Raw genomic sequence first — 12,741 nt, forward strand, 5'->3', positions numbered from 1 at the left:
CCCCCTGAACGCTATATATTCACAGCCATGAAAAGCCATAAGGACAAGAAGGCGTGTTGGCAACATCTCTGGTGCTGGTTGCCGCCCTGCTGCATGCAACCTGGAATACCTTGATCAAATTCAGTGGCGAGCGCTTGCTGGTAATTGCCAGCATGGACACGGTAGCGCTGGCCTTCGCGGTGCTGGCGGTGCCCTTCGTCGATGTTCCGCCTGCTGAAATCTGGCCCTGGTTGGTAGCTTCGGCACTGGCTGAGCAGTTGTACCGCTATCTGCTGATCAAGGCCTACCGCGTGGGCGACCTGGGGCTGGTCTATCCTCTGATGCGCGGGCTGTCACCGCTGGTGGTGCTGGGGCTGACCCTGGCCTTTGCCGGGGAATCGCTGAGCCAGCAGCAGATCATCGGTATCCTGTTGATCCCCTGTGGCATGGCCTGCCTGTTGTGGCAGGGCGGCGGCGGTGACCGGCTGCCATGGTCGATGCTGCCGGTAGTTGCCTTGATTGGCCTGTGCATTGGTTGCTACACCTGGTTCGACGGCCAGGCCGTGCGCCTGTGGGGCAAGCCGTGGGATTACCTGGTCTGGCTGACCCTGCTCAGCGCCTGGCAATTCCCGTTGTTGGCGGGCGTAGCGCGGCGGGCGCCATTCGTACTGTTCTGGCGAACCCAATGGCGCCTTGGGTTGGCGGTAGGGTTCTGCGTATTGTTCAGCTATGCCCTGGTGCTGTGGGCCATGCATCTGGGGTCAGTGGCCGAAGCGGCGGCACTGCGGGAGTTGAGCGTGATCCTGGTGGTGCTGCTGGGCATGCGCTACCTCAAAGAACCTTTTGGCGGGCCAAGACTCCTAGCTTGCGGGCTGGTGTTGGCCGGCATGCTGGTAATGAAGCTTTGAACTGAAGACTGAACAAGGAGTCCTGTCCATGACTGTTGCCCTGTGGTGCATCCTGATTGCGCTGCTGTTGAACCCGCTTTGTGCCTTGATCGCCAAGGCGAGCAGTGGCCGTTTCGGCCTTAAGGACAATCACGATCCGCGAGCCTTTCTCGATACCTTGTCGGGCCTGCCGCGGCGTGCTCATGCAGCGCAGCAGAATGGCTACGAAGCGTTTCCGGCATTTGCTGCGGCGGTGCTTGTGGCGGATATCGTGGGCAATGCAGAGCAGGTGACCCAGGATGTGCTGGGGGTGATGTATATCACCAGCCGCTTGCTTTACATCATCTGCTACCTGGCCGACTGGGCTGCCTTGCGGTCGCTGGTGTGGTTTGCCAGCCTGGCACTGATCGTGTCGTTCTTCGTGGTTTCCATCTGAAACCGGCTGGCCATCTTCGCGGGCAGCCCCCGCGAAGATAGCCACAACGATCAAGGTACCTTGGGTACCTCAGGCAGTGGCTGGCCCTTGGGCCATAGCATCCAGATCTGCCCTTGCTGCTTCATGTTCCCGGCCAGTTCGCCGGCTTCCGGCCCGGTGCCCCAGAACAGGTCGGCACGCACTTCGCCGGTAATCGCCCCGCCGGTGTCTTGCGCGCCAACCGGTCGTACCACCGGCGTGCCGTCCGGGCGTGTGGTAGACAGCCATAACAAGCTGCCCAGGGGAATCACCTTGCGGTCGATGGCCACGCTGTAGCCGGCGGTAAGCGGTACGTTCAGCGAGCCGCGCGGGCCTTCGTTGCTGTCCGGGCGGGTGCTGAAGAATACGTAGCTGGGGTTGCTGGCCAGCAGCTCTGGTACGCGCTGCGGGTTGGCCTGGGCCCAGGCATGAATGGCGCCCATGCTCACTTCTTCTTTTTTCAGCTGACCTTGCTCCACCAGCCAGCGGCCGATCGGCCGATAGGGGTGGCCGTTCTGGTCGGCGTAGCCCAGGCGCAGTTGACGTCCGCCTTCCAGTTGCACCCGGCCAGAACCCTGGATCTGCAGGAATTGCAGGTCCATCGGGTCGGTCAGCCAGGCCAGCACCGGTGCCTTGACGCCATTACGGTTGATGACTTCGGCCGTGTCGTAGGGCTTGAGCACCTGACCCTCCAGGCGGCCGCGCAGGCGTTTGCCCTTCAGTTCGGGGTACACGCTGGCCAGGTCGACCACGATCATGTCATCAGGGATGCCGTAGACCGCCACATGGTTGGTTGCCGATTGGCTCAGGCTGCCTGGGTAGACTGGCTCGTAGTAGCCGGTAATCAGGCCGTTGGCATTGTTCTCTGCAGAGCGCAGGCCGTACACCTGCAGGTTCTGCTCAAGGAAGGTTCGCACTTGGGCGGCGCTGGCTGTGGCGCTGCCGGCCGCTTCGCAGGTGGCGGCCCACACCGCGTCGCGCTTGAGTTTTTCGCAGCCGTTGCGCCATGCATAAAAGCCTGCCAGCAGGTCTTCATCGCTGACGGCCGGCAAGTCTTTCCAAGTGGCCGGGGCATAGGTGGCGACAGCGTGGGGCTCGGGCTTGGCGCTCTCGCCGCCGTTGCAGCCGGCCAGCAAAGCCAGCACCGGCAGTGTCCAGGCCAGGTGGCGCAGGGCAGATTTCATGTGTGCATTCCTGTCATGAGCGAACATGAAGGTTCGCCCCTGTCTTTTATGTGGCTATTGGTGTTTGGCCCAGGGGCAGCGATACTGGCCGCCCATTTGCGTAGGCCGAAGTGAGCGTGATGTTGAAGCGATTGACCGTTGTTCTGCTGGCAGCACTTGCCCTGGGAGGGGCTCTGACGGGTTGTGACCGGGTTGACCCGAATTCGCCGCTGGGCAAACGCAAGGTGATCTTCAAGGACATGCTCAAGACCAGCGAGGACCTCGGCGGCATGCTGCGTGGCCGGTTGCCGTTCGACGGGGTGAAGTTTGCCGACGGTGCGCTGAAGCTGGACAGCCTGTCGCATCAGCCGTGGCAGCATTTTCCACAGGTGCGCGATGGTGGTGACAGCGCCGCCCGTGCCGAAGTGTGGGAGCGCCAGGCGCGGTTCCATGACCTGGCCCGGCAGCTTGAGGGCGTCACCGGCGAACTGGTCGATGTCACCCGCAACCAGCCACTGGATGCTGCGCAACTGAAGGCACCGATGGACAAGGTCGAGGCTGCGTGCAAGGCCTGTCATAGCGAATTTCGTAATCATTGAATGGCTGTGCTGTTTGCGCAAACCTTCGAGGCGTGTACAAATTCCACAAAGACCAGGCTTGCCGGCCAGATGCCTTAGCGGTCGAGAGCGTCGACCGCTTCCTGCAGCTCTTTACGCGACTCGGCCAGCTTGTCCTTGCGCTTGTTGATCTTCTCGGCGTCGCCTTTCTTCTCTGCCTTCTTCAAGTCCTTTTCCCGCTGCGCCACTTCGTGACGCGCATCGAGCACCTTCTGCTCACGTTCCTTGCGCAGGCTGGCGTCGGTGCAGTTGTCCACACCGCGCAGGGCTTCCTCCAGCCCTGCAACCTGGTCCCTGTTGCCGTGGTCACGGGCAATTTTCAGCTGGTTTTCGATGGCGCTGCGCTTGGCGGCGCAACCGGTCAGGCCGGCATCCGGCTGGGCAGCCTGAGCAGTGCCCGCGGCCAGGCCCAGTGTTGCGAGCAGGAAAAGAGTCGAAATACGTTTCATGAAAAGCCTCCCTAACGGGGCGGGGCAGCAAAAGTTGGGGGAAATCCTGCCTTGGTTTTGCCCATTTAGAAACCCTTGGTGAGGTTTTCTGCCGGAGTCTCGGGTTTTTCCTACGCACTATTTGGTAAAAAATCATTGCTCAATGCGCTGGGGTGGGGTCCGGAAACCTTCTATGCCGGCTTCGGCCAACTGTGCGGCAATGGCTTGCACCTCGGAGGCCGCGAAAAACTCCACAAGTTGGCGCGAGCGTTTTGCGCCGATGCCGGGCACGGTTTGCCATTGCCCGGCACTGCGTGAGGCCAGCGCCTGCCAGTCGCCAGTCAGTGGCAAATGCTTGCCAATGGGCATACCAAGGGCGCGCAGCCACTGATCGAATGGGCGTGAGCGAGCTTCGTCGAAACTGCCCATCAGGTGTGCCGCAGTGAGCCTGCTGATACCGGGGGCCTGCTGCAGGCGCTCGGCATCGAGCTGCAGCCAGTCGGTCATGGACGTTACCAAGCCAGCTTCGACCAGCCGACGCCATGTGCCGGGCCCGGTGCGTGGCAAGGCCAGGCCCTGTTTACCGCCAAGCCAGGTGAGGCGGGCAATGAACTGCTCATCACAGCCCTCGCTGGCCTGCCAACAGCTGTGGGCATGATGCTGGTCGGGTGCTGGTGCGGTTATCGGTTGGCGCTCTACAGCGCGGTGCACGACGTGTTCGAGCCGGGGAATGGTCAGCCCGGCAAGGCTGACGGCCACCTGATCGCCGGGGCGAATATCCAGGCGTTGCCAGCGCGCCAGCGACCCAAGGCTGACTTGGGTAATGCGCCGGTCATCGAGGGTAACGGGTTGCAGGTGAAGAACGGGCGTGACCCTGCCAGTGCGGCCGACCCGAAAGCGCACGTCGCGTACTTCGGCCAAGGCTTGTGCATAGGGGTACTTCCAGGCCGCGATCCAGTAGGGCGCCTTGGCCTGCCAGCGCTCGGCAGGTGGCCGACTGCCCTGGCGCAGGATCACACCGTCGGTGGCGAAGGGCAGAGCAGAGCGATACCAGTGCTCGCGCCAGTGTGCTGCATCCTCCAGCGTATCGATGGCGATGCTGTAAAGCTGGCTATCCGGAAAACCCAGTCGTGCCAGCTGGGCGAGGCGTTCGGCCTGTTGCTCGGGGCCGTGCGGCCAGCCCCATACGAACAGGCCGATAGCGTTGCCTTGTGCGCCAGTCAGTTGCTTGCGTGCGAGCAGCCCTGCCACGGTACCCCGGGCGTTGGCGCTGCCTGCCTTGGCTTGCACATGTTCGTCCAGGCGCAGATACAGCTCACCTTGCAAGTGCAGGTCGACCGCCTCAGGCAACTGCCGGGTGACAGCGCCGAGCTGTGGGATGTGTCGGCTCCAGTCATGGCCGTGTACACCGTCCCCCCGGCTGGTCAGCTGCACCAATCGGCCCTGTTGGTAAGTGAGGGAAACGGCTACGCCGTCGACCTTGGGCTGTACCCACACGCCGGTCTTGCCGGCCATCCATCGCGCCACGGCCTGGCGGTCTGCCAGCTTGTCGACGCCGGTATGCGGCACGGGGTGGGGGACCGGGCCGCGAGCACTGGCCAGGGGGGAGGGGCTGGTGCCAACCGCGAAGCACTGCTGCAGGTGGTTCAGGCGCTCGCGGCTCTGGTCGTACAGTTCGTCGGCCACCAGGGCTATGCCCTGCCGATGGTAGTGCTCGTCCCATCGGGCAAGCGTGGCGCGCAGTTGCGCAACTTCGGCCTTGGCCTGTTGCGGGTTCCAGTGTGGGCATGAGGCAGCCCTGGCCAATGGGGTGTTCAGCACAAATAGCAGGGCGAACAACAACAGGTACGGCATGGCCTGGCATCCTTGCATGGCGGGGAAGCGCTTAGCGTAGGCGGGTGGCGGGGCGGGCGGTGCGTGCAGTTGTCAGGTGATATTTCGCTGGTGCTCGTCTCCAAGCCCGAGGCGGAGCAAGAAACGAGCGCGGCGCTCGATCTCACGGGCGATGAACATGCCGTGACAGGCACAAAAAAGCCCCTGCCGATCGCTCGGCAGGGGCTTTCGTCTGGCGCTGCAGGAAGCTTACAGGCCGGCAGCGTCACGCAGCGACTGGGCGCGGTCGGTGCGCTCCCAGGTGAAGGTGGTGAAGGTGTCGTCGCCGACAGTCTTCTGCTGCGGAGTACGGCCGAAGTGGCCGTAGGCAGCGGTTTCCTGATACATCGGGTGCAGCAGGTCGAGCATGGTGGTGATGGCGTACGGACGCAGGTCGAAGCACTCGCGCACCAGCTGGATGATCTTGTCGTCGGAGACCTTGCCGGTACCGAAGGTGTTGATCGAGATGGAGGTCGGCTGGGCCACGCCAATGGCGTACGACACCTGGATCTCGCAACGCTCGGCCAGGCCGGCGGCGACGATGTTCTTGGCCACGTAGCGGCCGGCGTAGGCGGCGGAACGGTCGACCTTGGACGGGTCCTTGCCGGAGAACGCGCCACCCCCGTGACGGGCCATGCCGCCGTAAGAGTCGACGATGATCTTGCGGCCAGTCAGGCCGCAGTCACCCACCGGGCCACCGATGATGAAGTTGCCGGTCGGGTTGATGTGGTACTGGGTGCCTTTGTGCAGCAGTTCGGCCGGCAGGGTGTGCTTGACGATCAGCTCCATCACGGCTTCTTGCAAGTCTTTCTGCGAAACCTCCGGGTTGTGCTGGGTCGACAGCACCACGGCGTCGATACCGACCACTTTGCCGTTCTCGTAGCGGCAGGTGACCTGCGACTTGGCATCCGGGCGCAGCCATGGCAGCAGGCCGGACTTGCGCGCCTCGGCCTGGCGTTCTACCAGACGGTGCGAGAAGCAGATCGGTGCAGGCATCAGGACTTCGGTTTCGTTGCTGGCATAGCCGAACATCAGGCCCTGGTCACCGGCGCCCTGGTCTTCCGGCTTGGAGCGGTCCACGCCCTGGGCGATGTCTACCGACTGTTTGCCGATGATGTTCATCACGGCGCAGGTGGCGCCGTCGAAGCCGACGTCGGAGCTGTTGTAGCCGATGTCGATGATGACTTTGCGCACCAGGTCTTCCAGGTCGACCCAGGCCGAAGTGGTGACTTCGCCGGCGATGATGGCGACACCGGTCTTGACCAGGGTTTCGCAGGCTACGCGGGCGTATTTGTCCTGAGCGATGATGGCATCAAGGACTGCGTCCGAAATCTGGTCGGCGATCTTGTCCGGATGCCCTTCGGACACGGACTCGGAGGTGAAAAGGGAGTATTCGCTCATCTCGAAGGTTCCTGAAATTTACCGATGGTGTATGTCGCCAGCCGTCCGCTGAAAATGGCGGACCTGGATCTGGAAACCGTTACGCAAGCCCACGTACAGGCTGTCCGCATGGGCCAGCCCGGCAGCGTTGGCCCAGCGCGCCAGGTCGTCCTGTTCGAAGCCCAGCCAGAGGTCGCCGCAGGCTTCGCGCGCCCACCCCTGGTCATGGCTGCACAGTTCGGTGACCAGCAGGCTGCCGCCTGCCTTCACCCGTTTGGCCAGCTGGCGCAAGGCCAGGGCCGGGTCGCTGAAATGGTGCAGCACCATGTTCAGCACAACGCAGTCGGCGGCCACATCCGTTGCACCCAGTGCATCGGCCAACTGCAGGTTCACGTTGTCGAGCCCTTCGCGCTGGCACACCTGGCGCGCAAGCTCGAGCATGGTAGGGCTGTTGTCCAGGGCGGTGACCTGGGCGAAGCGCCGGGCCAGGTCGGGCAGGAAGCCACCGTCGCCGGGGCCGACTTCCAGCGCGCTGGCGGCCGGGTCGAAATGCAGTTTGTCGAGCAGCGCCAGCAGGCTGTCGCGGTACTGCGGAAGGCCGGCGATCAGGTCCTGCTGGGCACGGAACTTCTCTTCCACGCGCAGGAAGAAGTCCTGGCTGGTGGCCGCCCGGCGCTGCTGGACATGGGCTATGCGCGCCTGCACATCGGGCGGCAGGGCCAGGTCGTCGACTTCTTCGAGCAGCGCCGCGTGCAGCCGGCCACCCAGGCGCAGGCCATCGGGCAGGGCACGGCGGTAGAAGATGGCGTTGCCTTCGCGGCGGGTTGCCACGAGGTCGGCCTGAGCCAGCACCTTGAGGTGATGGCTCATGCCCGACTGGCCGATGTCGAAGATCTGCGCCAGCTCCAGCACACCGAACGAGTCATTGGCCAAGGCGCGCAATACGTTCAGGCGCAACGCATCGCCACTGGCTTTGCACAGGGCGGCCAATGTTTCGCGTTGCTCGGGGATCGATTGCGCACGCAGATTCATGGGGCGGCAGTCTAGACAGGCATCGATGCCCTAGCAAGGCCAATATCAAAAAGTTTTGATATTGGCGATGTGCTGCAAGCCGAAAGCCTCAAGTTACACGCTTTGGGGCGCCCCGAGTCGCGCTCTGCTTCTTCAGTTGCGGCTTAAAGCTGGCGCTTGGCGCTTAAATGTTTGCCCCAAGCGCCCCCAGTGGGCGAAAATGGCCGCCTTTTTCGTGACACCACCTATTCAAGCCCCCTAGGAGATCAGCGATGCCCAGCCGTCGTGAACGTGCCAACGCCATTCGTGCCCTCAGCATGGATGCCGTGCAAAAGGCCAACAGCGGCCACCCAGGTGCCCCCATGGGCATGGCGGATATCGCCGAAGTGCTTTGGCGCGACTACCTGAAGCACAACCCGAGCAACCCGAGCTTCGCCGACCGTGACCGCTTCGTGCTGTCCAACGGCCACGGTTCGATGCTGATCTACTCGCTGCTGCACCTGACCGGCTACGACGTCACCATCGATGACATCAAAGGCTTCCGCCAACTGCACAGCCGCACCCCGGGCCACCCGGAATACGGCTACACCCCAGGCGTTGAAACCACCACCGGCCCGCTCGGCCAGGGTATCGCCAACGCCGTGGGCTTCGCCCTGGCCGAAAAAGTGCTGGCTGCCCAGTTCAACCGTGACGGCCACAATATCGTCGACCACAACACCTATGTGTTCCTCGGCGACGGCTGCATGATGGAAGGCATCTCCCATGAAGTCGCCTCGCTGGCCGGCACCCTGGGCCTGAACAAGCTGATCGCCTTCTACGATGACAATGGCATCTCCATCGACGGCGAAGTGCACGGCTGGTTCACCGACAACACCCCGGCGCGCTTCGAAGCCTACAACTGGCAGGTGATCCGCAACGTCGACGGCCACGATGCCGAAGAAATCAAGATGGCCATCGAGACCGCCCGCAAGAGCGATCGCCCGACCCTGATCTGCTGCAAAACCACCATCGGTTTCGGTTCGCCGAACAAGCAGGGCAAGGAAGACTGCCACGGTGCCCCGCTGGGCAACGACGAAATCGCCCTGACCCGCCAGGCCCTGAACTGGAACCACGGCCCGTTCGAAATCCCGGCCGACATCTACGCCGAGTGGGATGCCAAGGCCGCCGGTGCCAAGGTTGAAGCCGAGTGGAACCAGCGCTTCGACGCCTACGCCAAGGCCTACCCGGAGCTGGCTGCCGAGTTCAAGCGCCGTGCCAGCGGCGAGCTGCCGGCCGACTTCAGCGAAAAGGCCCAGGCCTACATCAACGAAGTGGCTGCCAAAGGCGAAACCATCGCCAGCCGCAAGGCCAGCCAGAACGCCCTGAACGCCTTCGGCCCGCTGCTGCCCGAGTTCCTCGGCGGTTCGGCTGACCTGGCCGGCTCCAACCTGACCCTGTGGAAAGGTTGCAAGGGCGTCGAAGCCAATGACGCCAGCGGCAACTACGTGTTCTACGGCGTGCGCGAGTTCGGCATGACCGCCATCATGAACGGCGTTGCCCTGCACGGTGGCCTGGTACCTTACGGCGCGACCTTCCTGATGTTCATGGAATACGCCCGCAACGCCGTGCGCATGTCGGCACTGATGAAGCAGCGCGTGATCCACGTGTACACCCACGACTCCATCGGTCTGGGCGAAGACGGCCCGACGCACCAGCCGATCGAGCAGCTGACCAGCCTGCGCAGCACCCCGAACCTGGACACCTGGCGCCCGGCCGACGCGGTGGAATCCGCTGTGTCCTGGAAAAGCGCCCTGGAGCGCAAGGACGGCCCATCGGCGCTGATCTTCTCGCGCCAGAACCTGCAGCACCAGGACCGCGATGCCCAGCAGATCGCCGACATCAGCCGCGGTGGTTATGTGCTCAAGGACTGCGCCGGCGAGCCTGAACTGATTCTGATCGCCACCGGTTCCGAAGTGGGCCTGGCTGTTCAGGCCTTCGACAAGCTGACCGAGCAAGGCCGCAAGGTGCGCGTGGTTTCCATGCCGTGCACCAGCGTGTTCGATGCCCAGGACGCTGCCTACAAGCAGTCCGTGCTGCCGCTGGAAGTCGGTGCGCGCATCGCCATCGAAGCTGCCCACGCCGACTTCTGGTACAAGTACGTCGGCCTGGAAGGTCGTATCATCGGCATGACCACCTACGGTGAGTCGGCGCCGGCTTCGGCATTGTTCGAAGAGTTCGGCTTCACCCTGGAGAACATCCTCGGTACTGCCGAAGAGCTGCTGGAAGACTGATTTAAAGATCTGCGGGCGGTGTCGCCTTCATTCGCGGGCAAGCCCGCTCCCACAGAGGTTGCATGAAACCCTGTGGGAGCGGGCTTGCCCGCGAATGCCACACCGCAAATTCCGCAGGCTGACGACAATTGAACTGTCTCGTGAGCCCCGAATGCCCCACCGTCCCTACAAAGTTGCACTCAACGGTTATGGCCGTATCGGCCGCTGTGTCCTGCGCGCGCTGTTCGAGCGGGGGGCAAAGGCCGGTTTCGAGATCGTCGCGCTGAACGATCTGGCCGATCAGGCCAGCCTCGAATACCTGACACGCTTCGACTCCACCCACGGGCGTTTTCCCGGCGAGGTCAAGGTCGACGGCGACTGTCTGCACATCAATGGCGACTGCGTGAAGGTAATGCGCAGTGCCACCCCCGAAGGCATCGACTGGGCTGCGCTGGGCATCGACTTGGTGCTGGAGTGTTCCGGTGCCTATAACACCCGTGCCGATGGCCAGCGTTTCCTCGAAGCCGGGGCGCCAAGGGTGCTGTTCTCGCAGCCCATGGCCAGCGAGGCTGACGTTGACGCCACGGTGGTCTACGGCATCAACCAGGACTGCCTAACCGGTAGCGAGCGCCTGGTGTCCAACGCCTCGTGCACCACCAACTGCGGCGTGCCGCTGCTGCGTGTGCTGGACCAGGCGTTTGGCATCGAATATGTGCAGATCACCACCATCCACTCGGCGATGAACGACCAGCCGGTGATCGATGCCTATCACCACGAAGACCTGCGCCGCACGCGTTCGGCCTTCCAGTCGGTGATCCCCGTGTCCACTGGCCTGGCGCGTGGCATCGAGCGCCTGCTTCCGGAACTTGCCGGGCGAATCCAGGCCAAAGCGGTACGTGTACCGACCGTCAACGTCTCGTGCCTGGACATCACCCTGCAGACCGCCCGCGACACCAGTGCGGCCGAAGTCAACCGAGTGCTGCGCGAGGCCGCGCTGGAAGGCCCGCTTAAAGGCTTGCTGGCCTACACCGAGCTGCCGCACGCCAGCTGTGATTTCAACCATGACCCGCATTCGGCGATCGTTGATGCCAGCCAGACGCGTGTTTCCGGGCCCCGCCTGGTAAACCTGCTGGCCTGGTTCGACAACGAATGGGGTTTTGCCAACCGTATGCTCGACGTTGCCGAACACTTTCTGCACGTCGTTCACCCAACCCGCAACAAACAGCCCTGAAGGACTGCATTCATGACCGTGTTGAAGATGACCGACCTCGACCTGCAAGGTAAGCGCGTACTGATCCGCGAAGACCTCAACGTGCCTGTGAAGGACGGTGTGGTAGCCAGCGACGCGCGTATCCTGGCAGCGCTGCCGACCATCAAGCTGGCCCTGGAGAAGGGCGCAGCGGTAATGGTCTGCTCGCACCTGGGCCGCCCGACCGAAGGCGAATTCTCTGCCGAGAACAGCCTCAAGCCGGTCGCCGATTACCTGAGCAAGGCCCTGGGCCGTGACGTGCCGCTGGTTGCCGACTACCTGGACGGTGTCGCGGTACAGGCCGGTGAACTGGTGCTGTTCGAGAACGTGCGCTTCAACAAGGGCGAGAAAAAGAACGCCGACGAGCTGGCGCAGAAATACGCAGCCCTGTGCGACGTATTCGTCATGGACGCTTTCGGCACCGCACACCGCGCCGAAGGCTCGACCCATGGCGTCGCCAAGTTCGCCAAGGTGGCCGCTGCCGGCCCACTGCTGGCAGCCGAACTGGATGCCCTGGGCAAGGCCCTGAAAGCCCCGGCCAAGCCAATGGCGGCCATCGTTGCCGGCTCCAAGGTTTCCACCAAACTGGACGTGCTGAACAGCCTGAGCAGTGTTTGCGACCAGCTGATCGTCGGTGGCGGTATTGCCAACACCTTCCTGGCCGCTGCCGGCCACCCGGTGGGCAAGTCGCTGTACGAGCCTGACCTGGTCGACACCGCCAAGGCCATTGCCGCCAAGGTCAGCGTGCCGCTGCCAGTCGACGTGGTGGTTGCCAAGGAGTTTGCTGAGAGCGCCGAAGCTACCGTCAAAGCCATTGCCGACGTAGCTGCCGACGACATGATCCTGGACATCGGCCCGCAAACCGCAGCCAACTTCGCCGAGCTGCTGAAATCGTCGAAAACCATTCTGTGGAACGGCCCGGTTGGCGTGTTCGAATTCGATCAGTTCGGCAACGGCACCAAGGTACTGGCCAAGGCCATCGCCGACAGCGCCGCGTTTTCCATCGCCGGTGGCGGTGACACCCTGGCCGCCATCGACAAATATGGCGTCAGCAAGGAAATCTCCTACATTTCTACCGGTGGTGGCGCCTTCCTCGAGTTCGTCGAGGGCAAGGTCCTGCCAGCTGTGGCAATCCTGGAAGAGCGGGCCAAGGCCTGATGACGTCGGCGCTTGGCAAAGGGAGTGGCCTGGTGGTCAAACAATTGCCTGTGATGATGCTGGCCGGTCTGCTGAGCGCTTGCGCGGGCAGCCCGGCCTCGGATACCGACCCGGCGCAGTCGCACAAGGGCGGTTGCTATCAGTCCGACTGGCAGGCCGAGACTGTGCCGGTCATCGGCAAGCGCGTGGGCCCGGAAGGCCTGGAAAAGTACGACGAAGACCACCAGCGCAAGGCGCCGGGTTGCCCTTGATCGGGTAATAGGCAACCTGAACGTTGATTTGTGGTCTTGAAGA

Annotated in this window: 12 protein-coding genes; 7 read left to right on the forward strand and 5 right to left on the reverse strand. The window is 63.2% G+C overall.

What is annotated here, in order from left to right; genetic code table 11:
• Positions 1 to 53 precede the first annotated feature (53 nt).
• Both V7787_RS37940 and V7787_RS37945 read left to right on the forward strand, forming a co-directional pair.
• A complete protein-coding gene (locus V7787_RS37940) occupies positions 54 to 887 on the forward strand; it encodes a DMT family transporter (RefSeq protein WP_020191826.1) in 834 nt (277 codons plus the stop codon).
• Between the two features lie 28 nt (positions 888 to 915).
• Complete coding sequence (locus V7787_RS37945; protein ID WP_010955544.1) at positions 916 to 1,302, forward strand: MAPEG family protein; 387 nt, start codon at positions 916 to 918, stop codon at positions 1,300 to 1,302.
• Between the two features lie 50 nt (positions 1,303 to 1,352).
• Here V7787_RS37945 and mltA read toward each other — a convergent pair whose 3' ends face one another.
• Positions 1,353 to 2,504, reverse strand: a complete 1,152-nt coding sequence (gene mltA / locus V7787_RS37950; RefSeq protein WP_336092770.1) for a murein transglycosylase A — start codon at positions 2,502 to 2,504, stop codon at positions 1,353 to 1,355.
• Between the two features lie 119 nt (positions 2,505 to 2,623).
• Here mltA and V7787_RS37955 point away from each other — a divergent pair, with 119 nt between their 5' ends.
• Complete coding sequence (locus tag V7787_RS37955) at positions 2,624 to 3,082, forward strand: c-type cytochrome (RefSeq protein WP_021783774.1); 459 nt, start codon at positions 2,624 to 2,626, stop codon at positions 3,080 to 3,082.
• 74 nt (positions 3,083 to 3,156) lie between these two features.
• Here V7787_RS37955 and V7787_RS37960 read toward each other — a convergent pair whose 3' ends face one another.
• The 4 genes from V7787_RS37960 to V7787_RS37975 form a co-directional block, all read right to left on the reverse strand.
• Positions 3,157 to 3,549 carry a DUF1090 domain-containing protein gene (locus tag V7787_RS37960; protein ID WP_104886971.1) on the reverse strand — a complete coding sequence of 131 codons (393 nt, stop codon included), beginning with the start codon at positions 3,547 to 3,549 and terminating at the stop codon, positions 3,157 to 3,159.
• Between the two features lie 132 nt (positions 3,550 to 3,681).
• A complete protein-coding gene (gene ligB / locus V7787_RS37965; RefSeq protein ID WP_104886972.1) occupies positions 3,682 to 5,382 on the reverse strand; it encodes an NAD-dependent DNA ligase LigB in 1,701 nt (566 codons plus the stop codon).
• Positions 5,383 to 5,610: 228 nt separating this feature from the next.
• Entirely contained in the window at positions 5,611 to 6,801 is a 1,191-nt protein-coding gene (metK, locus tag V7787_RS37970; RefSeq protein WP_003249375.1) for a methionine adenosyltransferase, read from the reverse strand.
• Positions 6,802 to 6,819: 18 nt separating this feature from the next.
• Positions 6,820 to 7,812: an ArsR/SmtB family transcription factor gene (locus tag V7787_RS37975; protein ID WP_003249377.1), complete on the reverse strand. Its 993-nt coding sequence runs from the start codon at positions 7,810 to 7,812 to the stop codon at positions 6,820 to 6,822.
• A gap of 251 nt (positions 7,813 to 8,063) precedes the next feature.
• Between V7787_RS37975 and tkt the strand changes: the two genes are divergently transcribed.
• The 4 genes from tkt to V7787_RS37995 all read left to right on the forward strand — a co-directional run bounded on the left by tkt (position 8,064) and on the right by V7787_RS37995 (position 12,698).
• Positions 8,064 to 10,061, forward strand: a complete 1,998-nt coding sequence (tkt, locus tag V7787_RS37980) for a transketolase (protein WP_020191821.1) — start codon at positions 8,064 to 8,066, stop codon at positions 10,059 to 10,061.
• A gap of 151 nt (positions 10,062 to 10,212) precedes the next feature.
• A complete protein-coding gene (gene epd, locus V7787_RS37985) occupies positions 10,213 to 11,271 on the forward strand; it encodes an erythrose-4-phosphate dehydrogenase (RefSeq protein WP_064492596.1) in 1,059 nt (352 codons plus the stop codon).
• A gap of 12 nt (positions 11,272 to 11,283) precedes the next feature.
• Positions 11,284 to 12,447, forward strand: coding sequence for a phosphoglycerate kinase (locus V7787_RS37990; protein ID WP_010955537.1), 1,164 nt, complete (start codon positions 11,284 to 11,286; stop codon positions 12,445 to 12,447).
• Positions 12,447 to 12,698: a hypothetical protein gene (locus V7787_RS37995; RefSeq protein WP_020193575.1), complete on the forward strand. Its 252-nt coding sequence runs from the start codon at positions 12,447 to 12,449 to the stop codon at positions 12,696 to 12,698. The genes V7787_RS37990 and V7787_RS37995 overlap by 1 nt, the downstream gene beginning before the upstream one ends.
• Positions 12,699 to 12,741: the final 43 nt, after the last annotated feature.

The sequence above is a fragment of the Pseudomonas sp. CGJS7 genome (genome assembly GCF_036961695.1).